Origin of the sequence: Aquimarina sp. BL5 (assembly GCF_003443675.1) — a bacterium.
Classification (GTDB): Bacteria; Bacteroidota; Bacteroidia; order Flavobacteriales; family Flavobacteriaceae; genus Aquimarina.
This window is the reverse complement of record NZ_CP031963.1, coordinates 1,005,372-1,026,150: the sequence shown is the minus strand read 5'-3', so window position 1 is coordinate 1,026,150 and position 20,779 is coordinate 1,005,372. Positions and strand designations below refer to the sequence as shown.

Annotated in this window: 22 protein-coding genes; 11 read left to right on the top strand and 11 right to left on the bottom strand. The window is 31.6% G+C overall.

The annotated features are described in order from the left end of the window. Window positions 1-53 precede the first annotated feature (53 nt). Window positions 54-1,502 carry a glyceraldehyde-3-phosphate dehydrogenase gene (locus tag D1818_RS04590; RefSeq protein ID WP_118456620.1) on the bottom strand — a complete coding sequence of 483 codons (1,449 nt, stop codon included), beginning with the start codon at window positions 1,500-1,502 and terminating at the stop codon, window positions 54-56. A gap of 135 nt (window positions 1,503-1,637) precedes the next feature. Further along, window positions 1,638-3,056 (bottom strand): trypsin-like peptidase domain-containing protein, encoded by a 1,419-nt coding sequence (locus D1818_RS04585; RefSeq protein ID WP_118456619.1) that lies wholly within the window; start codon window positions 3,054-3,056, stop codon window positions 1,638-1,640. Window positions 3,057-3,224: 168 nt separating this feature from the next. Between D1818_RS04585 and dapF the strand changes: the two genes are divergently transcribed. From dapF to D1818_RS04565, 4 genes are all read left to right on the top strand, one after another. Further along, window positions 3,225-4,010: a diaminopimelate epimerase gene (dapF, locus tag D1818_RS04580; protein ID WP_118456618.1), complete on the top strand. Its 786-nt coding sequence runs from the start codon at window positions 3,225-3,227 to the stop codon at window positions 4,008-4,010. After that, a complete protein-coding gene (locus D1818_RS04575) occupies window positions 4,004-4,531 on the top strand; it encodes a GNAT family N-acetyltransferase (protein ID WP_118456617.1) in 528 nt (175 codons plus the stop codon). The genes dapF and D1818_RS04575 overlap by 7 nt, the downstream gene beginning before the upstream one ends. Beyond that, window positions 4,521-5,564 carry an endolytic transglycosylase MltG gene (gene mltG, locus D1818_RS04570; RefSeq protein ID WP_118463499.1) on the top strand — a complete coding sequence of 348 codons (1,044 nt, stop codon included), beginning with the start codon at window positions 4,521-4,523 and terminating at the stop codon, window positions 5,562-5,564. The genes D1818_RS04575 and mltG overlap by 11 nt, the downstream gene beginning before the upstream one ends. Window positions 5,565-5,916: 352 nt before the next feature. Further along, complete coding sequence (locus D1818_RS04565) at window positions 5,917-6,555, top strand: peptidoglycan-binding protein LysM (protein WP_118456616.1); 639 nt, start codon at window positions 5,917-5,919, stop codon at window positions 6,553-6,555. 14 nt (window positions 6,556-6,569) lie between these two features. Here D1818_RS04565 and D1818_RS04560 read toward each other — a convergent pair whose 3' ends face one another. The 3 genes from D1818_RS04560 to dnaA form a co-directional block, all read right to left on the bottom strand. Next, entirely contained in the window at window positions 6,570-7,301 is a 732-nt protein-coding gene (locus D1818_RS04560; protein WP_118456615.1) for an SAM-dependent methyltransferase, read from the bottom strand. A 227-nt stretch (window positions 7,302-7,528) separates the two neighbouring features. Continuing rightward, window positions 7,529-7,981, bottom strand: a complete 453-nt coding sequence (locus tag D1818_RS04555; protein ID WP_118456614.1) for a low molecular weight protein-tyrosine-phosphatase — start codon at window positions 7,979-7,981, stop codon at window positions 7,529-7,531. 15 nt (window positions 7,982-7,996) lie between these two features. Beyond that, window positions 7,997-9,424: a chromosomal replication initiator protein DnaA gene (gene dnaA, locus D1818_RS04550; protein ID WP_118456613.1), complete on the bottom strand. Its 1,428-nt coding sequence runs from the start codon at window positions 9,422-9,424 to the stop codon at window positions 7,997-7,999. Window positions 9,425-9,616: 192 nt separating this feature from the next. Here dnaA and D1818_RS04540 point away from each other — a divergent pair, with 192 nt between their 5' ends. Beyond that, a complete protein-coding gene (locus D1818_RS04540) occupies window positions 9,617-10,039 on the top strand; it encodes a thioesterase family protein (protein WP_118456611.1) in 423 nt (140 codons plus the stop codon). Here the strand turns inward: D1818_RS04540 and D1818_RS04535 are convergent. From D1818_RS04535 to D1818_RS04515, 5 genes are read right to left on the bottom strand one after another with little or no spacing between them, the layout of a single operon-like run. Next, entirely contained in the window at window positions 10,020-10,634 is a 615-nt protein-coding gene (locus D1818_RS04535) for a YigZ family protein (RefSeq protein WP_118456610.1), read from the bottom strand. The genes D1818_RS04540 and D1818_RS04535 overlap by 20 nt on opposite strands. Before the next feature lie 11 nt (window positions 10,635-10,645). Beyond that, complete coding sequence (locus tag D1818_RS04530; protein WP_118456609.1) at window positions 10,646-11,515, bottom strand: EamA family transporter; 870 nt, start codon at window positions 11,513-11,515, stop codon at window positions 10,646-10,648. Continuing rightward, the gene (locus D1818_RS04525; RefSeq protein ID WP_118456608.1) at window positions 11,512-12,120 is read right to left on the bottom strand and encodes an HAD family phosphatase; all 609 of its coding nucleotides are present in this window, start codon (window positions 12,118-12,120) and stop codon (window positions 11,512-11,514) included. Before D1818_RS04525 ends, D1818_RS04530 begins: the two co-directional genes overlap by 4 nt. After that, on the bottom strand, window positions 12,113-13,156 hold the full coding sequence (gene ribD, locus D1818_RS04520; protein ID WP_118456607.1) for a bifunctional diaminohydroxyphosphoribosylaminopyrimidine deaminase/5-amino-6-(5-phosphoribosylamino)uracil reductase RibD: 1,044 nt from the start codon (window positions 13,154-13,156) through the stop codon (window positions 12,113-12,115). The genes D1818_RS04525 and ribD overlap by 8 nt, the downstream gene beginning before the upstream one ends. A 1-nt stretch (window position 13,157) precedes the next feature. Beyond that, window positions 13,158-13,622 carry a hypothetical protein gene (locus D1818_RS04515; RefSeq protein WP_118456606.1) on the bottom strand — a complete coding sequence of 155 codons (465 nt, stop codon included), beginning with the start codon at window positions 13,620-13,622 and terminating at the stop codon, window positions 13,158-13,160. Window positions 13,623-13,715: 93 nt separating this feature from the next. Between D1818_RS04515 and D1818_RS04510 the strand changes: the two genes are divergently transcribed. From D1818_RS04510 to D1818_RS04485, 6 genes are all read left to right on the top strand, one after another. Beyond that, complete coding sequence (locus tag D1818_RS04510) at window positions 13,716-14,201, top strand: GNAT family N-acetyltransferase (RefSeq protein ID WP_118456605.1); 486 nt, start codon at window positions 13,716-13,718, stop codon at window positions 14,199-14,201. 3 nt (window positions 14,202-14,204) lie between these two features. After that, complete coding sequence (prmC, locus tag D1818_RS25690) at window positions 14,205-15,062, top strand: peptide chain release factor N(5)-glutamine methyltransferase (RefSeq protein ID WP_120752495.1); 858 nt, start codon at window positions 14,205-14,207, stop codon at window positions 15,060-15,062. 15 nt (window positions 15,063-15,077) lie between these two features. Further along, complete coding sequence (locus D1818_RS25685; RefSeq protein WP_120752496.1) at window positions 15,078-15,668, top strand: TIGR00730 family Rossman fold protein; 591 nt, start codon at window positions 15,078-15,080, stop codon at window positions 15,666-15,668. Window positions 15,669-15,718: 50 nt separating this feature from the next. Then, window positions 15,719-17,713 carry an NAD-dependent DNA ligase LigA gene (gene ligA, locus D1818_RS04500; protein WP_118456604.1) on the top strand — a complete coding sequence of 665 codons (1,995 nt, stop codon included), beginning with the start codon at window positions 15,719-15,721 and terminating at the stop codon, window positions 17,711-17,713. A gap of 68 nt (window positions 17,714-17,781) precedes the next feature. After that, entirely contained in the window at window positions 17,782-18,396 is a 615-nt protein-coding gene (locus tag D1818_RS04495) for a lysoplasmalogenase family protein (RefSeq protein WP_158596973.1), read from the top strand. A gap of 836 nt (window positions 18,397-19,232) precedes the next feature. Next, entirely contained in the window at window positions 19,233-19,928 is a 696-nt protein-coding gene (locus D1818_RS04485; protein WP_118456601.1) for a hypothetical protein, read from the top strand. Window positions 19,929-20,255: 327 nt separating this feature from the next. On the opposite strand, the gene D1818_RS25220 is transcribed toward D1818_RS04485, so the two are convergent. Beyond that, window positions 20,256-20,561 carry a hypothetical protein gene (locus D1818_RS25220; RefSeq protein ID WP_147406160.1) on the bottom strand — a complete coding sequence of 102 codons (306 nt, stop codon included), beginning with the start codon at window positions 20,559-20,561 and terminating at the stop codon, window positions 20,256-20,258. Between the last annotated feature and the right edge of the window lie 218 nt (window positions 20,562-20,779).

Genomic DNA, 20,779 nt, shown 5'->3' with positions numbered 1-20,779 from the left:
AAGACTGTCTTTTTTTGACAGCCTTTTTAATTTTCTATATATAATTATGTTCTCTAGTAATAAGTGTAACGTCTTACTTTGGCAATATATTTTGATAATCTAATTACCTGATGACTATATCCATATTCATTATCATACCATACATATAAGATTGCGTTATTACCCTTAGCATCTACAATGGTTGCATTACTATCATATATGGATGGTGCAGATGAACCTACAATATCACTTGAAACTAATTCATTATCCAAAGAATACTTGATTTGTTCTACCAAATTCCCTTCTAAAGCATATTTTTTTATAATAGCATTCATACTTTCTTTAGAAGCTTTTTTATCCAAATTAAGATTAAGAATTGCTAGAGATCCGTTTGGTACCGGTACTCTAATAGCATTGGAGGTTAATTTTCCTTCGAAACTTGGTAATGCTTTTGAAACTGCTTTTCCTGCTCCTGTTTCTGTGATCACCATATTTAAGGCAGCAGCGCGACCTCTTCGGTATTTGTTGTGCATATTATCTACCAGATTCTGGTCGTTGGTATATGCGTGTATGGTTTCTAGGTGACCATTTATAACTCCAAAGCTTTCATCTACTGCTTGTAAAATTGGGGTAATTGCATTGGTAGTACAAGATGCCGCAGAAAAGATATTTACTTTATCAGGATCATTTTCTTTATGGTTTACTCCGTGTACAATATTTGGAATTCCTTTTCCTGGTGCGGTAAGCAAAACTTTATCAATTCCTTTGGCAATCAAATGTCTGCTTAAAGCTTCTTTGTCTCTAAATGCTCCAGTGTTATCAATTAATAGTGCATTGTCAATTCCGAAAGAAGTATAATCTATATCTTCAGGATTATTAGCGCTAATGATTTTTACTGTAGTTCCGTTTATGATCAAAGAACTGTTTGCTATATCGGTTTCTACTAAACCAGAAAATTCGCCATGAACAGAGTCATTTCTTAATAATGAAGCTCTTTTTTCTAAAATTTCTTCTGTAATAGATCCTCTGGTTACGATAGCTCTTAATCTTAATTGACTTCCTTTTCCGGTAATAGTCATAAGTTCTCTCGCTACTAAACGTCCAATGCGTCCGAAACCATAAAGAACCACATCTTTAGGAGAAATGTTTTTAAACTTCTTTGCATCTTTTAATTTGTTCATCACAAAACTAGTGGCAGAATCAAATTCATTCCCAGCAAGATGATACTCATAAGTAAGTTTACCAATATCTAATTTGGCAGGAGGTAAATCCATTAACTTAATAGCCTGGGCAATTTCTACAGAGTCAAAAATCGAAATTGGTTTTTGAACAAACTCACCGGCGTATTCGTGTAAATTAAGAATTTCACTTACGTTTTTATCAATTAACTGGTTACGGAATAGTACTAATTCGATAGAATTGTCGTACCATAGATCACTTACAGTTTTAATGAAAGCCACTGTTGCGCGGCGTCTGTCTGCCTGAAAGGCAAGTTCTTTCTCATAAACTTCGTTAGAACTCATAATGTGTTGTGTTTTACAATCTTGAAATTTCGCGCAAAATTATGAATTTCAAACGTTTTCGTAAAGCTTTTTGAATAAAAAAATCCCATTACTTTTTATGAGTAATGGGATCATTGATTTTATATGGTATTATATCTAATTCTGGAAAACAAACTCACGTTTTTCTCCATCTCGATCTATTAAGCTAATAGTGATATCTTCTTCAGGATATTTATTTTCTATAATCTGTTTTACTTGTAAAACATTTTTAACTTTTTTGCCATCAATTTCACTGATGATTAATCCTTCTAGATTGTAGCGTTGCATTTTTTGACTTAGAGCTTTGCTAATTATTACACCGTGATCCAGATTAAATTTCTTTAGGTATTCTGGATTAGGATTAGCTACTTCTACACCGACATCTTCGATATTATATCGTTGGATTACATATTTAGATAAAGTAACAGGTAAATTTAATTCACTGCTGTTACGTTTAATTTTTACATTAATTACATCATTAGGATTTTTGGTATTTACATAACCAGTTAGATCAGAGAATTTTTTGATTCTTATACCATCTATTTCTTTAATAATATCTCCGACTTTAAGTCCAGCTTTTTTAGCACCACTCTCTTCTCCTACATTCGTGATAACTACACCTTGAGTCTCATTTAGATTATACTTTGCTTTAATTTCTGATGTTAGGTTGCCTCCATTTATTCCAAGGATTCCTTTCTGTACATCTCCGAATTCTAAAATATCCTCTACAATCTTACGAGTATTATTAGAGGGTACTGCAAAAGCATAACCTACGTAACTACCGGTTTGAGAGGTGATCGCGGTATTAATTCCGATTAGTTCTCCTTTAATATTAACCAAAGCACCCCCACTATTTCCAGGGTTTATAGCTGCATCTGTTTGGATAAAAGACTGAAAATTACCGTCATATTCATTTAGATCCCTAGATTTTGCACTAATGATACCAGCTGTTACTGTAGAAGTTAAATTAAAAGGATTACCTACAGCTAATACCCATTCTCCTATTTTAGCGTTGTTAGAATCACCAAAAGGGATATAGGTTAATTTTTCGTTAGTATCGATTTTAATTAAAGCAATGTCGGATTGCGGTGCGGTACCTATTACTTCTGCTTTATAGGATTTGTTATTGTTTAGGGTTACCTCCAGATCGGTTGCACCATCAATTACGTGATTATTAGTTACGATATATCCATCTTCTGTTATAATTACTCCAGAACCGGCTCCTTGAATTCTTCTTTCCGTTGTTCCACCGTTCCTAAAATACTCCATAAGATTTCTTGGGCTTTTAGTAATCCCATATTGTTTGACGTGTACTACAGCGTTTACTGTTTTTTCTGCAGCGATCGTAAAGTCTGTATTCGTATCTGCAGTATTTAAATTTGTAGTGGTATAAGTTGCTGGAATTAATGATGTTTTTGGTGTAGTTTCATTTTCTGTAAAAACAATAGCTTCCGGTTCTAAAAAAGTCTTGTAAGCTCCTAATGTAATAACACCTGCTAAAATAGCGACAACCAATAAGTTCAAAAATCTTTTCATCTTCTTTTCTTTTTTTTCGTTTAATTTGACTAGTACTATAATATAGACTCTTAATAACTATTAAAATTACAACTATAGTATATTTTTTTCTGATATTTAACGCTCTATTAACAACAATAATATGGTAACTTTCTTTGTACCTTTGTCCTCTATAATTGAACAAGAATAATGAATCTTACTTTTTATAAATACCAAGGAACAGGTAATGATTTTGTAATCATTGATAATAGACAATCAATTTTAACCAAAAATAATACCAAAATTTTTTCGAGACTTTGTGACAGAAAATTTGGAATAGGAGCAGACGGATTAATGTTGTTAGAGCTTCCTGAAAATGATGAAGATGATTTTACAATGGTGTATTTTAATGCTGATGGGAATGAGAGTTCTATGTGTGGTAATGGTGGAAGATGTCTTGTGGCATTTGCGGCATTTCTTGGTGTTATTGAAGACAAGGCCGCATTTACAGCAATAGACGGAAAACACAAAGCAGAAATTAAAAATGGACTTGTTTATTTACAAATGCAGAATGTTTCAAAGATAGAGCAATATGATTCGCATCTATTCTTAGATACGGGTTCTCCTCATCACGTAACTATGGTGGATAATTTGATTAACTATGATGTTGAAAATATAGGTCGCGAAATTAGGAATGGAGCACCTTATTTCGAAACAGGAAGTAATGTTAATTTTGTAGAGAAAGCAGGAGAAGATTTGTTTACAGTAAGAACATACGAAAGAGGAGTAGAAGATGAAACCTTATCTTGTGGTACTGGAGTTACCGCAGTAGCATTGTCTATGCATACAACAAAGATGACTGATAAAGAAGAGGTGAATATCAAAACTCTTGGGGGAAAATTAAAAGTTACTTTTAGACAGACTGCTAATGGATACGAAGATATATTTCTTATAGGTCCTGCAGAACAAGTTTTTAAAGGAGAGATTACATGTTGACACTTAAAGGTGAACATATTTATTTAAGGGCATTAGAGCCAGAAGATCTTGATTTTGTTTATCTGATAGAGAATGATGAACGAATATGGGAGATGAGTACTACGCAGACACCATATTCTAGGTTTTTGATAAAACAATATTTAGAGAATGCGCATCAAGATATTTATGATGCTAAACAATTACGACTTGTAATATGTTCTTACGATGAAGCTGCAATAGGACTTATTGATTTATTTGATTTTAACCCAACCCACAATAGGGCAGGTGTTGGTATTCTTATTGCTGAAGAAGAACATCGAGGTAAAGGCTATGGAAAAGAAGCTTTAACTCTTATTAAGAATTATGGGAAAACTCATCTTCGTCTACATCAATTATATGCTAATATTGCGGAAGATAATTTAGCAAGCATTAAATTGTTTGAAAAAGAAGGTTTTGAAAAAATAGGAATAAAAAAAGAATGGAACCTTGTAGATGGTATCTATAAGGATGAACTTTTATATCAACTCATATATGTACATTAAGAAATTATTATTGTTAATAGCCGTAATAGGTTTAATTGTAGGTGGATTGTTTGCATATTTTGTGTATCAAGCAGTTTTTTCTCCGAATACAAATTTCGAAACCGAAACAACTACGGTATACATTCCTTCAGGGACGACATATTCTGAATTGCGAGGGATTATATATCCACTAATTAAAAACACTTCAAGTTTTGATAAAATAGCTAGTAAAAAGGGATACACTAATAAGGTAAAGGCCGGAAGGTATATTTTAAAGAAAGGTTTAAATAATAACGAACTTGTTGATCTTTTGAGAAGTAAAAATACCCCGATTCAGTTGAGTTTTAATAATCAAGAAAGATTGGAGAACCTAGCAGGTAGGATTGCGCAACAGATAGAAGCAGATAGTGTATCACTACTTAATGCTTTTAAAGATGAGGCTTTTGTTAAAGAGAAAGGTTTTACGATTGATAATGCTTTAGCAATGTATATTCCAAATAAATATGAGTTTTTTTGGAACACATCAGCAGAACAGTTTAGAAGTCGTATGCTAAAAGAATATAATCGTTTTTGGAATGACGAAAGAAAGGAAAAAGCAAAGAATATTGGTTTGACTTTTAATGAGGTGACCACAGTTGCTTCGATTGTTCAAAAAGAAACTGCCAAGGTCGATGAACGTCCAAGAGTAGCGGGAGTGTATATGAACCGCTATAAAAATGGATGGAAATTGGATGCAGATCCCACGGTTATCTATGCGCTCAAAAAACATAAAAATGATTGGGATATTGTTATAAAAAGAGTGCTGTATAAAGACCTTGAGCTGGATAGTCCTTATAATACTTATAAATATAAAGAATTGCCGCCAGGACCTATTACTATGCCCGATATTTCTTCTATTGATGCTGTTTTAAATTATGAAAAGCATGACTATTATTTCTTCGTAGCTAATGTAGAAAACTTTGGGTATCACAAATTTGCTAAGACTTTAGCCCAACACGGAAGAAACAAAAAACAATATGTGGATTGGATCAATAAACAAGGTGTAAATCGTTAGGATTTACATGATCTTTTTGTAGGAAAAAAAAGGAGTTTTTTCTGATTCGAGAAATATTTCCCATTAATTTATTAACAATATTGTTTGAAATTCTGTGAATTACTTGTGATGTATGCTTTTTACTTTTTATCGACTAAAACTATCTATTTGACGTTCAAATACAAGTTTTAAGACTTTTTATATGTTTTTATGTTAATTTTTAACGTTTTTTTTAGTCTAAAATACTGTTTTTCAGCGTTATAATAAATTTAACATCAGATAGTGTGTTCTTTAAAAGAAAGGCGTATATTTGCACCGCAAAAATTTAAGTAGAGGGGAACGTCTTTTTGATGTCTACTTAGAAATTTTTTATATGATAAAAAGGATAATTGGACTTTTTGTAATTCTTACAATCGGGGGAATCGTTTTAGTAAGTTTTACACCAAAAAATCGCACAGATTTAAGCGCATACAGCACTGCTGGTTTAGATCTTTATTATATCGCTCCTAACTTTAACGAGATAGAAGACGATTTGTTAGACAATTTTATTTACCCGGAATTGGGTAAATCTTATGTTGGTTTTAAAGAAGCTTTAGCTTTTAAAGAGTCACGTGGAGATTATGGAGTTGTAAATCAGTTTGGATATATGGGTAAATATCAATTTGGTATTGGAACCCTTGCGATGATCGGAATAAAAAACAAAAATACTTTTCTTAGTAGTCCTGAGCTTCAAGAAAGAGCTTTTTACGCGAATCTTTCTAGAAACAAATGGATTTTACGCAGAGACTTAAAATGGTTTGTAGGTAAGCGAATGAATGGTATTGTGGTTACTGAGTCAGGAGTATTGGCCGCTGCACATCTTGCAGGACCCGGTGCTGTGAAAAAATATTTACGTAGTGGAGGAGTAGATGGCTTTGCAGATGCATTTGGTACTACAATTCGTTATTATATGAAGCGTTTTTCTGGATTTGATACTTCATTTGTTGTTCCAGATAGAAAAGCAAAAGCTTAATTTTATTCATTGTTTTAAAGATCTCTTTGGATAATAAAGATTGTAGGTTTTTTATGTAACTCTATTTCTTCGTTTTTCCATTCTCCAACAGTTTTAGTAACAATGTATTCTGTGGTTAATGTGATGTCACTGGCAATGCATAATCTGGTATTGGGGTTAAGGATAGTAATAAGGTCTGCGAGCATTTTGTCATTTCTGTATGGAGTCTCAATAAAAATTTGTGCTTGATTCTTTTCTAAAGAATTCTTTTCAAGAGATTTTATTGTAGATTTTCTTTCGCTTTTGTCAATTGGAAGGTATCCGTTAAAACAAAAATTCTGACCATTCATACCGCTACTCATCATTGCTAGAAATATAGAAGATGGTCCTACTAATGGAGTTACTTGAATTCCTTTCTCGTGAGCTAGTCTTACTACTTCTGCACCAGGATCTGCAATTCCGGGACATCCGGCATCAGAAAGAAGCCCTATTGATTCACCATTAAGACAGGGTGCTAGATAGTTAGGTATTTCTGAGGCGTCAGTGTATTTGTTTACAGAATGGATGATAAGAGAGCGTTGAGATTTGCTAGGGCTAACTTTTTTTATAAATCTTCTTGCCGGTTTTTCGTTTTCTACTATGTAGTGATTAACCTGTTCTAAAACTTTTTTTATCGATATAGGTAATACTTCCAGAGGGACATCATCACCTAATCTGGTTGGTATTAAATATAATTTTCCTTTTGGATCTAGGGGTTTGGATTCCATAGTGTTTATATGATGACTAGTTTTTGATTAAATGAATTTTGCTCTATGTCTATTATAATATTGCTAACTGTGATTTCAAATAGCTCAATCCAAATGGATTTATAATTGTTTTTAAGATGCGTCGAATTTGAATAAAAAGTTAAAGTCTTTTTCAATGAATAGTATATTTAAGCTAGATTAACTGTTACTAAATATACAAAAACTTTGTTTTTTATGTTTAATCTATCTTATAGCTTTTTAATTATGTTGTCGCATGCGTTGTTAAGCATGTTATATACATCTTCAAAACCTTGCTCTCCTCCGTAATATGGATCTGGAACATCTAAATTTTCATTAGGTGTTAATTCGTTTAGAATAAGTTTTACCTTTTCTTTGTCATTGTTATTACGAGCAAGTTTTATAATGTCATTATAATTAGATTGATCCATAGGGTAAATAAAATCATAAGTATCGAAATCACTTACTTTAAACTGTGCAGCTCTTTGATTGGTGATGTCAATTCCATGTTTTCTTGCAGTTTCTATAGACCTTCTATCAGGTTTCTCTCCAATATGATAATTACTAGTACCACAAGAGTCTACCTGAAATTTTTCAGAATCCAGTTTAGATGCTAAAATTCCTTCAGCTAATGGTGACCTACAGATATTTCCAAGGCACACCATTAAAATTTTAATCTTCATGTGAATCAAAAAAAATTAAAGGGTAAGTTTTTTGCCAAGATCTTCCACGTATTTTCTAAATTGTTTATCTGTAGAGGATAGGTTATCTACAGTTTTACAAGCGTGAAGTACTGTTGCGTGGTCTCTTTTTCCAATTTGAGTACCAATACTTGCTAAAGAAGCTTTGGTTAGTTTTTTAGCAAAAAACATAGCTAGCTGACGAGCTTGTACAATATGACGTTTACGTGTTTTGGATTGTAATGTTTCTACATCCATTTGGAAATAATCACTAACTACTTTTTGTATATAATCAATGGATACTTCTCTTTTGGTGTTCTTTACATAATTGTCTACAATCGCTTTAGCAAGATCAATAGTAATATCTTTTTTATTGAAAGAAGAATGGGCGATTAATGAAATGATAGCTCCTTCTAATTCGCGAATATTAGTTTTAATGTTATTTGCTAAGAACTCTACAATATCTTCTGGCATTTCAACACCGTCGCGATATAGCTTGTTTTTTATAATAGAAATTCTAGTTTCGAAATCTGGTTGATGCAATTCTGCTGATAATCCCCATTTAAAACGAGAAAGCAATCGCTGTTCTATGTCTTGCATGTCTACAGGAGCCTTGTCACTAGTAAGTATTACTTGTTTTCCGTTTTGATGTAAATGATTAAATATATGGAAGAATACATCTTGTGTTCCTGCTTTTCCAGATAACAACTGAATATCATCAACAATTAATACATCGATAATCTGATAGAAATGTATAAAGTCATTTCTATTATTCTTTTTTACAGACTCTATGTATTGCTGCGTGAATTTTTCAGCAGAAATATATAGTACTGTTTTCTCTGGATAATTGTCTTTTATGTTTACACCAATTGCATGTGCAAGATGTGTTTTTCCTAATCCCACTCCTCCGAATATCAATAAAGGATTAAAGGAAGTTCCTCCTGGTTTATTAGCTACAGCCATTCCTGCTGATCGCGCTAATCTATTAGAATCTCCTTCTAAGAAGTTATCAAAATTATAGCTTGGGTTTAGTTGAGATTCTATTTTTACATTTCTAATTCCAGGGATTACAAATGGATTTTTAAGTTCAGGATTTTTACTCTTAATAGGGACATCTACTTCCTGAGAGCTTACAGCTGTTCTGTTAGAACTTGGTATTTTTTCAGTAAATGGTTTTTTATTACCGTAGGTGTTTTCCATTTTAATGATGTATACCAACTTAGCGGTTTCTCCTAATTCTCTAGTAAGAGATACTTTAAGAAGGTTCACATAATGCTCTTCTAGCCACTCATAGAAAAATTTACTAGGTACTTGAATACTTAAAGCGCTATCCGTAAGCTTTACAGCTTTAATAGGTTCAAACCAGGTTTTAAAAGCTTGAGGGGTAATATTGTCTTCTATGAAAGACAGACAATTATCCCAAACTGATTGCGCAGTTATATTCATTAGAGTGGTTAGATTACTTTTATTAGGTTATTAACGGAAAATTGTTGAAAAAGTTCCTTCTTTTTTTGCTTGACAAATATGTGAACAAAAAATGTAAAAAAAAAACGATTTGGGGGTTGAATTTTAATTATTTTTTTCGCATACTTGAATAGATGTAATTTTACACACTTCACCTTTTTTTTATACAAATACATGTCAATCACTTCCGAAACTTTATTAAAAGTTAGATATTCTGAAACAGATCAAATGGGGGTCGTCCATCACGGCAATTACGCACAATATCTGGAGTTATCCCGTATTGACTGGTTGTCTAGATTAGGTGTCTCTTATAAATCTATGGAAGAAAGCGGTGTTATGCTCCCCGTTTTTGCTTTAGATTTTAAATTTAAGAAATCTGCATTCTTTGACGATGAATTAACTGTTAAAACTTTCCTCAGGAAAATTCCTACAGTTCGAATAGTTTTTGACTATGAAATTTATAATCAAAATCAAGAATTATTAACAATTGCCTCATCTACTTTGGTTTTTGTTGATGCTCAAAGTAGAAAGCCTATTTTATGTCCCCCTTATTTATTGAAAATAATCGAAAAAGAATTTAATGCTCTAATCGTTTAATATCTATTTCGTACAACGTAGAGAAAAGATCATTTATTTCATCTGCTATCGTTTTTCTTACGGAAATAAATAATTTACAGTCTAATTCTAATTTTTGATCAGTAATTTTTAGTTGGCGTTCTTTAATAATGCGCATTACTTTATTCATATTTTTATATTCAAAAGTGATGCAGAATTTAATGTTAATGGTTTTTTCTAGAATATTAGAAGCTTCTAAAGATAATTGTGCAGCGGTTCTATATGCGTTGATTAGTCCGCCAACACCAAGTTTAACACCTCCAAAATATCGGACTACTATAATTAGAATGTTTGTTGTTTCATAAGACTGAATTTGTCCATAAATAGGTTGTCCTGCGGAGTTAGAGGGTTCTCCATCATCATTGCTGCGATATCGAATATTTTCTGTTCCTAATTGCCACGCATAACACCAATGCCGTGCAGCATGATGTTGTTTTTTTAGTAAATCAATAATGGGTTTCACCTCTTCTTCTGAAGTAATAGGAAAAGAATATCCAAAGAATTTACTGTTTTTGTCTTTAAACAGTACTTCTTCTCCAGGAATATCAATAGTCTTATAAGTATCTGTAGTGTTCAAGTGTTTAACAGTTAAATAGAAAAAGTAACCAGCAAGATACTGATTATCGCTAGTATAATTCCAATCCAGTTTTTCAGAATCAACCTTTCTTTGAAAAAAAGGATTCCAACAAATGTAGAAACTAGTAGTATAGCCACGTTATTAATAATAAATACTGTAGAGCTATCTAAATTTTCATTTCGTAATGCTTGAATTAGAAAGTAAATGGAAAAGTAGTTAGGAATGCCTAAGCAAATTCCTGCGATGATATTTTTAGGGGTTATGTTTAGTGTTCCCTTTATGGCGTTATAAGCTAATAAGGGAATTCCTAAAATAGCAGCAAAACCAAAAATAGTTGCAGAAAATATAGGGATATCCAGTTTTGCCACATAATTAGTTTCCATAAATTTTAGACTGGTGTCTATGATACCACCTCCAATGAAAACAAGTAAAGGGTAAATTAGATTCTCTTTTTTTATAGAAATTCCTCCAACTGTTTTCATGGAAGTCATATAGACAGCAATCAATGCTATGATAATTCCTATAATTTTTAGAATTCCGGTACTTTCTTTATAAACAATAATTCCGAATATAACGGGTATCGCAACACTCATTTTACTAGCTACAGCTGCTACAGAAAGGCCATTTTTCTGAGTAGTGATTGCCATAAAATTAAATACTAAAATAAAAATGAACCCTAAAATAATGGTTCCATAAAACCAGCTAGAGTTTGTTATAGAAGTGATGTCTATAGGTTCGGTATATGCAATTAACCCCGAAATACAAGCGACTATGTAATTAACAATAATGGCTTGTAAGGTGTTTACGTTATATTTTGCGAATAACTTGAATGTAATTAAGATCCAACTTGAAGCTAATATACTTAATAATAGATGTGTCAAAATAAGTCAGATTTTATAGCGAACAGCTTTGTGATATCATCTGTTTTTGGATTGTTATTCCATATGTGGATCCCCAGTTGTTTAGCTGCGTTTGTATTTACAAGTGTATCATCAATAAAAATAGTTTCTGAAGGTTTTATCCGATGATTGTCTAAAACAAACTGAAAAATATCCAGATTTGGTTTTCTTAAGTTGATTTCGTGTGATAAGTAAAAAGTGTCAAAACAAGATTTAAAATCATAATAAAAAGATATATTTTCTTTAATCCAATCAATATGTAATTCATTCGTATTACTCAGTAAGATTAATTTATATTCTTTTTCAGTAGCTAATTTTTGAATGAACTCTAAACGATGTTTAGGGAAATCTTTTAGAATAGCATTCCAAGCATCTATTATTTGTTTTTCAAAAGCGTCTGGCAATAGCTTTTGATAATGATTGATGAATTCTACTGTAGTGATTTTTCCAATTTCATAGAGATTATTAATAGATTCTAATTCTTTTGTTAGTGGGAACAAACCTAATTTGGAAAGTTCTGTTTTGGTTGCTGTTTTATCTAGATTGATAAAGACATCCCCAAAATCAAAAATAATGGTTTTAATCATTTTGATATATTCTTAAGGTATCATCCATAATTTTTTCTTCAGAAATTATTGTCCCTTTAATTGCTGGAGCTTCTATTCCTTTTGCAAAAGTGTTTTTTCCAGTAAAAACTCGTGCTTCATCCCAAAGGTTTGTGTCAATAAAAGATTGAATCGTATAGCTACCACCTTCAATAATTATGGATTGAATTTCATGTTTAAAGAGAATGTCGCAGATCTCTTGAACTGTATTGTCTCTTGAGGCGATAGCTTTATATATTGTGTTGTCATTGCTCTGTTTTTTATGGTTGTCAGAGGTGATTACAATTGTTTTTACACTATTATCTACAATTGCCGAATCTTCTGGGGTTTTATTAGAAAAGTCAATCAGAATTCTAATAGGATTTGTGCCAGACCAATCTCGTAAGGTAAGTTTTGGATTGTCTTCTATAACGGTTTTATTTCCTACCAAAATGGCATGCTCTTCTGCTCGCCATTTATGGACTAGTTGTCTGGAGTAGGTATTAGTAATCCATACTGGTGCTCTTTCTGTAGTTTTTTCTGGAGCAATAAAATTATCAGATGTTTGTGCCCATTTTAGGATAATATAAGGTCTTTTTTTATTATGAAATGTAAAGAAGCGTTTATGATGTTTCTGACATTCGTTTTCTAAAACGCCAACGATAACATTGCATCCTGCATTTTTTAGTTTTTCGATGCCTTTTCCAGCAACTTTACTATGAGTATCGATGGTTCCAATTACTACATTAGGTATTTTGTGTTTTATGATAAGGTCGCTACAAGGAGGGGTTTTTCCAAAATGCGAACAAGGTTCTAGAGTCACATATATCGTGGCTTCTTTTAAAATCGACTTGTCTTTTACAGAGTTTACAGCATTTACTTCGGCATGATGACCGCCATAAGCACTTGTGTATCCTTCACCAATGATACTTTGATTATGAACTATGACGCTACCAACCATTGGGTTTGGTCTTGCGCTACCCAATGCATTTGTAGCAATTTGTAGACAACGCCTTATATATGTTTCGTGTATACTCATCCTATTGATTTAGACTTACTTTTTGTTCTTTATCAATTTTGTATGGATAAGAAAAATTCCCAAAATGGTATTTGATATTACCTTTGTACTGAATAAGAAGTGAATCGGTTTGCATCATTTTTAGTACACTGCTCAAAAGATTATTTTTATTCTCTTCATAGATTTTGGATAAAGAAAATGTACCTTCTAATGGAATTGTAAATTCTTTTTTTGAAGGAACATCAAACTCTTTAGAAGATGTAGTGCCTACATCTATGTTATCAACAAAAATATGGATGTCGTCGATAGAAAGTTTTCCTTTTAGATTATTTGGGTTGTTAAAAACAGCATCAGCTTTAATAGTTACATTGCGTATACTGATATTTTTAACATCAATATTTGTTATATATTTAAACTCTGGTTTTTTAGATGTAGAGCAGCTTATTATCACTGCGAATATTGTTGATAATAATAAAAGCTTCTTCATTGATTACTGTATAGATTTAATGTATATTTCATCTGATTAAAAAGATAAAAGATCATTAGTTTTTAGATTAACAAAAGTAGTATTTATATTATAATGAGTGCCATAAAAATTCGTTCAGTTGTTCCGGAAGATAATAAAGCTTTAGCTCAAGTTCTTAGAGATGTTTTAATAGAAATGGGGGTTCCTAAAGTTGGAACCGCATATGAGGATGAAGCTCTAGATATGATGTACGAAACGTACGATGCTCCAAGAAAAAGATATTATGTAGTAGAAAATAATGGAAGGATTATTGGAGGAGCCGGGATTGCTCAATTAGAAAATGAAAGTTCAGAAATCTGTGAGCTACAAAAAATGTATTTTCTTCCAGAAGCAAGAGGAAAAGGGTTAGGTTCTCAAATGATGAACAAGTGCTTGGAATTTGCCAAAGAACAAGGGTTTACTAAATGTTATTTAGAAACAATGCCTTATATGGAAGATGCCAGAAAATTATACGGTAAAGTTGGATTTACATCTCTTGATGCTCCTATGGGTAATACCGGACACTATAGCTGTCAGGCTTGGATGATAAAAGAATTGTAGGTTTTGAAGATTAAAGACCTTAGAAAAGATTTTATAGATGCACTATCAGAATTGTATGAGCCAGAAGAAGTACTATCTTTTTTTTATATGCTTTCTGAGAAAATTCTTGGATTGAGACGTGTTGATGTGGCAATGGCTTTGGATACCGTGATTAGTGGTGATAAATTGTCAGACTTTATGAATGCGAGAAACCGACTAGAGAATCAGGATCCAATTCAATATATTATCGGTGACACAGAATTTTATGGACTATTATTTAAAGTTGATCAAAATGTATTGATCCCAAGGCCAGAAACCGAAGAATTAGTCGATTGGATTATAAAAGATTATAAAAATAAAGAACAAAGCAAGAAGCTAAAGATTTTAGATATTGGAACCGGTAGCGGATGTATTGCTATTTCGTTAGCTAAAAATTTACCTAAAGCAGATGTCTATGCAATTGATGTTTCTGAAGAAGCGCTTAAAATTGCTAAAGCAAATGCAGTTTATAATAATGTTGAAATAAATTTTCTAAAAGAAGATATACTTAGATTGGGTGAGTTAGATGATGTTTTTGATATTATAGTTTCTAATCCACCATATGTTCGAGAGCTCGAAAAACAAGAAATGAAACCTAATGTGTTAGAAAATGAACCTCATGTAGCACTTTTTGTGTCAGATCAAGATCCATTAATTTTTTACAGAACAATTACAGCATTGGCAGAAAAGAGTCTGGCGGATGAAGGTTTGTTATATTTTGAAATTAATCAATATCTTGGAATCGAAACAAAAAATATGATTAAAAAATATGGATTCCAGTCTGTGACCTTACGTAAGGATTTGTATAACAATGATCGTATGATACGAGCTGATTTAATTTAAAAATATACATAGTTTATGAATAAGTTGACTTCTATTTGTGTCTTTTGCGGAAGCAGTGAAGGTAATGATATCAAAGTGATTGATGATGCATTCCTGTTGGGAGAAAAAATGGCTCAGCAAGATATTGCATTGGTTTATGGAGCAGCAAAAATTGGTATTATGGGAAAGGTGGCAGAAGGTGCAATTACCCATAAAGGAAAGGTGATAGGGGTGATCCCTGATTTTTTAAAATTAAAGGAAGTGGTTCATCTAGGACTTACGGAATTGATTACCACAGAGAATATGCACCAGCGGAAAATGAAAATGCAAGAACTTAGTGATGGATTTATTACATTACCAGGAGGTTTTGGGACGTTAGAAGAGTTGTTTGAGATTATAACATGGTCACAATTAGGATTACATCAAAAACCTATTGGTTTGCTTAATATTAATGGGTTTTATGACCATTTGCTACAATTGTTAGAAAATATGGTACGTAATGGTTTTCTGAAAATGGAGAACTATGAATTATTGTTAGTTGATGATGATATAGATCATTTACTGCAAAAAATGCGAGAATTTAAACCTGCTCAAGTACCAAAATGGCTAAAGTCTGATAGAACATAAAACAAGATATAAATAAAAAATACTGATAGCAGAAAACTGATACCAGAACAATGAGTATAGAACAACAGATCAATCAATTAAGAGAGGAGTTAAGACAACATAACTATAATTATTATGTATTAGATGCAGCTACCATAAGTGATTATGAGTTTGATATGAAACTTAAAGATCTTCAAGCTTTAGAAGAAAAGCATCCTGAGTTTTATGATGCAAATTCACCTACTTTAAGGGTAGGAGGAGAGGTTACTAAGAATTTTAATACTGTAGTTCACGAACAGCGTATGTATTCTTTGGATAATTCGTATTCTAAAGAAGATTTATTAGACTGGGAAACCAGAATTAAAAAGTTAGTAGATGGTGATGTAAATTATACATGTGAACTTAAATACGATGGAGCATCTATAAGTCTTACTTATGAAAACGGAGAATTAGTTAGAGCTGTAACCAGAGGAGATGGAATTCAGGGAGATGATGTTACTACAAATGTAAAAACAATTAAATCGGTACCTTTAAAACTGAAAGGGGATTATCCTCCAAAGTTTGATATACGAGGAGAAATTGTGTTACCATATGAAGGTTTTGCAAAGATGAATCAGGAACGAATTGCCGCCGGAGAAGAACCTTACGCAAATCCTAGAAATACAGCTTCAGGTAGTTTAAAACTTCAGGATAGTAGTGAAACAGCTAAACGTCCTTTGGATTGTTTGTTGTATAACCTTGCCGGAGATCGATTAGGGATTTCTTCTCAGTATGAAAGTCTGGAGAAAGCGAGAGAATGGGGGTTTAAAGTACCACAAGAATCACGTTTAGTTACATCTATTGATGGAGTTCTTGATTTTGTTAATATGTGGGATGAAAAAAGAAGAGAGTTGCCTTATGAGACAGATGGGGTAGTTATTAAAGTTAATGATTTACAACAACAAGAAGAGTTAGGTTTTACTTCCAAAGCGCCAAGATGGGCAATGGCTTATAAGTTTAAAGCAGAACAGGTTGTTACTAAACTTAATGAAATTACGTATCAGGTCGGTAGAACCGGAGCTATAACACCGGTAGCAAATTTAGAGCCCGTGCAATTAGCAGGAACAACAGTAAAAAGAGCTTCATTGCACAATGCAGATCAGATTGCTAAGCTTGATATAAGAGAAGGGGATACCGTTTTTGTAGAAAAAGGAGGAGAGATTATTCCAAAAATCATAAGTGTTGATTTTACTAAAAGAAATAAAGATTCTGTTCCTACTCAATACATAACATCCTGTCCTGAATGTAATACTGAATTAATAAGAAAAGAAGGCGAAGCTCAACATTATTGCCCTAATGTTTATGGTTGTCCTCCTCAGATTATTGGTAGAATACAACATTATATTTCCCGTAAAGCTTTGGATATAGAAGGTTTAGGAGGAGAAACTGTTGCTTTATTGGTGAAAGAAGGTTTGATTACGAATTATGCAGATTTGTATGATCTAAAGAAGGAACAAGTGATTCCGCTGGAGAGAATGGCAGAAAAAAGCGCGGATAATTTAATAGAAGGAATAGCTAAGTCTAAGCAAATTCCTTTCGAAAGAGTTTTATTTGGCTTGGGTATCAGATATGTAGGAGAAACTGTAGCAAAGAAACTAGCCAAACATTATAAATCTATCGAATCTATTGTTTCTGCTACAGAAGAAGAACTGGTGAATGTGGATGAAATAGGGATTAAAATAGCACAAAGTGTTCGAGAATTTTTTGATACAGAATATAATAGAGAGTTAGTAAATAGACTTACGCAATATGGAATTCAATTACAAATTTCTGCAGATAAACTTGCTAATCAAACAGATACATTAAAAGGTCAAATCTTTGTAGTTTCTGGTGTTTTTGAAAAAGTATCTCGTAATGAACTTAAGAAATTGATAGAAGATAATGGCGGCAAAGTATCTAGTTCAATTTCTTCTAAAACTTCATACGTCGTAGCTGGAGCTAATATGGGACCTAGTAAATTAGAAAAAGCAAGCAAATTGGAAGTTACAATTATAAGTGAAGATGATTTTCTTAACTTGATTGGTTAATGAAGGTAAGGACACTTATAAAAATATTGTTATTAATCACTGGAGGCTTGTGTGTTCTAAGTACAATATTGCAAAACCCAACCATTGAGTTTTACGTCAAACCAATGACTGTACCTTTGTTTTTCATGTTGTATTGGTTTAATGTTGATAAAGTTGATCCTTTGTTTGTAGTCGTCTTATCGCTTTGCTTTCTGGGAGATATATTCTTGTTAACGGGAATAGAAAATGGTTTTAGGTATGTTTTACTTAGTTATACTCTGTGTTACTTTGTTCTGTTTTATTTTTTATATAAAAATCATAAACCTATAGATTATAGTAGTACAGATGTGATTTATCTGGTTGTCTTCTTTATATTTTGGACTATTATCACTTATGCGATATTTGTAGTTACAAATCAAAATATGGGGGATATAAAACCTTTTGGGATAGCTTATTTAATAATTCTTTACGCTTTGTTAATTGGAGCCATCTTTCAATATATAAATATAAGATCGCCCAAGTCTCTTTGGTTTGCTATTGCGATTTTAAATTTTGTGATTAGTGATGCGTGTTTTGCGTTGGATCGATTTTATGTTCCTTCATTAGAGTTAAGAATTATAAATTCCATATATCAATTATTAGCAGTGTTTTTCTTAGTGAAGTTTAAAATTTCAAGCGCAGATCCCTTAAAAATCAAGAATTAGAAGTTGTTGGTTAGGGTAATTTGATTTATTTGATTGAAATTTAGTATATTAACAAAAGGGAAAATTGTTTAACTCGGCATTTTTAGGGGTATATTCCCTCTATTTTATGCAATCTAAATTTGATGAATGAAGGGAAACTACTAAAATTTTTAATTTCTTTTTTGATTGTATTACAGGTACTAGGGTTTGTGTTTCGAATTCCTTTTTTAAGTACTTACAGTACACCAATGTTATTTGTATTAATCACTTTACACTATCTATGGAGTAGTAAGAAAATAAAGACACTCCATATTGTTGTTCTTTGTGTGTTTTTTATTTCAGAATTGATCTATTCGATTGGTGATATAATTACGGTAAAGCACAAGATGTTGATTAGTATAATCGGTTATATATTGTTGTTTTATTTTTTGTATTATAATCATAAGTCTTTTAAATATAATCGTAGAGATGTTTTTACATTGGTACTGGGAAGTTCTTTGTATACGGTTATATTTTTTATTACATATTCGGTTATAAGGGAGCCGATGGGGGATTTAAATTTGATAGGATTTCTTCATTTGCTATTGCTCTACGGTTTGTTAATTGTCGGAGCAATGCACTATATGAATATTAGATCAGAGAAGTCACTATGGTTTTTTTTGGCAATGCTAAATTTTGCTTTTAGTGATTTTATTTTATTGATAGATGCATTTTATCTTGAGTCAAACGAGTTAAAAGTGATTAGACTAATTTGTTTACCTCTTGCGATGATTTTTTTAGTGAATTATATGATTACTAAATATAAATATCTTAAGTCTGAAGAATTTGAAGGGTTTTAGATTATAAATAAAATACTATTGAGTAAAAGAAAACTTGCATATCAATTATTGTTTATTTCAGGAGCTTTACTGTTGTTAACTGCCATTTTTAAAGAAGAGTGGTTGATCTATACTAAGACCTTGATTGTTTGTTCGGTTTCTTTTTTTTATGTTGTAGAGGTAGAAAAAATAAACTATTTGGTGTTAGTAGCTTTACTACTAATTTTATCAGCAGAAATTCTATCTGTTATAGATTTCAAAAAACATTTTAGGGTAATAAATATTCTTAGCTCATTATATTATATCTTAAATATGATTTTATTATGGAAGAGTCTTCAGAAAGTTAAAATACAGTTTAAGAAAATTTTCACGCTTCAATTGGCAATAACAATGTGTTTGATTACATATGTTGTTTATTCTGTAGCCGATATGATTTCTTTAAATGTTAATGATGACCAAGTGTATCTTAATATTTTGATTGTACTATTTATACTGTTTATTGGTTTTTGTTATTATATATATCTGAACAGTAGGACAGTGGTTAGTTCATCCTTGATGATTGCTGCGTCTTGTTTTCTTATCGTTAATATTCTTACCGTACTCAATAAGTTATATGTTTATCTCGATATTTTTGTTGTTATTACTAACGTTTTACAAGTTTTTGGTCATTACTTTTTAATTAAATTCTTTATCGAACAAAAAGATTTACAACCTAATAATGTGGAGTTTTTTTAGTTTAATTGTTGATTTTTAATATCTTAATCGAGTATTAGGTTATATCAGAAAACTTTTATTGACATTGAGAGGTATTAAGGGGACGCACATATTGTTTTATTTTTCTTTTTTGATTGTTACCTTAGTTGCTATATTTTTAGAAGAAAAGTATTTGGTTTATACTAAGCCTTTGATACCAATATCTTTAATTCTTATTCATATTTTTAATGTTAAATCGATAAGCCTGTATTACGTGGCAAGCATGTTAGTGCTTCTGGTTAATGATACCTTAATTTATATTGATTTTGCTAAGTATTTTGATCTAGTTGCTATTACGGTAATAATATTTTATTTGTTATGTGTTTTTTTGCTAAGAAAATATATAGTTCTAACAGATTTACAAGTAAAAAAAATAGTAACTTTTCCTATAGTAATTAGTTTAGCTCTTATATCATATTTAATTTTTTCAATATCCGAATTGGTACTTCCCAGTCTGATAGATTCTATTTTTTCCTTTTTTGTGATTCTAATAGTGCTTTTGATTTTTGTAGCGGCTTGTTTCTTTATATATATTGTAGATAAGTATGAAGGTAATTTTCGACTATTTATTTCAGCAAGTTGTTGTCTTTTTGTTAATGCCTTATTATTAATCAATTATTTTTATTTTCATACCAGAGTGTTTACGATACTCATTAATATTGCGGAAATAGCAGGACTGTACTTTTTTCTGAGATTTTTGATAGAGGCAAAGCCAATTGATTTAGAATACGAAAAGGAGAAGTATTTTTAGGATATAAGTTATATGCTAATCGCATAATAAAACAGATTGCGCTTGTATTGTTAATTAAATAACTAAAAGTTAAATACTTTCT

Bases quoted from the DNA above. Each gene is read 5' to 3' on its own strand.
- D1818_RS04590 (WP_118456620.1), bottom strand. From the start codon at position 1,502: ATGAGTTCTAACGAAGTTTATGAGAAAGAACTTGCCTTTCAGGCAGAC.
- D1818_RS04575 (WP_118456617.1), top strand. From the start codon at position 4,004: ATGTTGACACTTAAAGGTGAACATATTTATTTAAGGGCATTAGAGCCA.
- dnaA (WP_118456613.1), bottom strand. From the start codon at position 9,424: ATGAATATAACTGCGCAATCAGTTTGGGATAATTGTCTGTCTTTCATA.
- ribD (WP_118456607.1), bottom strand. From the start codon at position 13,156: ATGAGTATACACGAAACATATATAAGGCGTTGTCTACAAATTGCTACA.
- D1818_RS04515 (WP_118456606.1), bottom strand. From the start codon at position 13,622: ATGAAGAAGCTTTTATTATTATCAACAATATTCGCAGTGATAATAAGC.
- mltG (WP_118463499.1), top strand. From the start codon at position 4,521: ATGTACATTAAGAAATTATTATTGTTAATAGCCGTAATAGGTTTAATT.
- D1818_RS04560 (WP_118456615.1), bottom strand. From the start codon at position 7,301: ATGGAATCCAAACCCCTAGATCCAAAAGGAAAATTATATTTAATACCA.
- D1818_RS04565 (WP_118456616.1), top strand. From the start codon at position 5,917: ATGATAAAAAGGATAATTGGACTTTTTGTAATTCTTACAATCGGGGGA.
- D1818_RS04585 (WP_118456619.1), bottom strand. From the start codon at position 3,056: ATGAAAAGATTTTTGAACTTATTGGTTGTCGCTATTTTAGCAGGTGTT.
- D1818_RS04555 (WP_118456614.1), bottom strand. From the start codon at position 7,981: ATGAAGATTAAAATTTTAATGGTGTGCCTTGGAAATATCTGTAGGTCA.
- dapF (WP_118456618.1), top strand. From the start codon at position 3,225: ATGAATCTTACTTTTTATAAATACCAAGGAACAGGTAATGATTTTGTA.
- D1818_RS04540 (WP_118456611.1), top strand. From the start codon at position 9,617: ATGTCAATCACTTCCGAAACTTTATTAAAAGTTAGATATTCTGAAACA.
- D1818_RS04525 (WP_118456608.1), bottom strand. From the start codon at position 12,120: ATGATTAAAACCATTATTTTTGATTTTGGGGATGTCTTTATCAATCTA.
- D1818_RS04510 (WP_118456605.1), top strand. From the start codon at position 13,716: ATGAGTGCCATAAAAATTCGTTCAGTTGTTCCGGAAGATAATAAAGCT.
- ligA (WP_118456604.1), top strand. From the start codon at position 15,719: ATGAGTATAGAACAACAGATCAATCAATTAAGAGAGGAGTTAAGACAA.
- D1818_RS25685 (WP_120752496.1), top strand. From the start codon at position 15,078: ATGAATAAGTTGACTTCTATTTGTGTCTTTTGCGGAAGCAGTGAAGGT.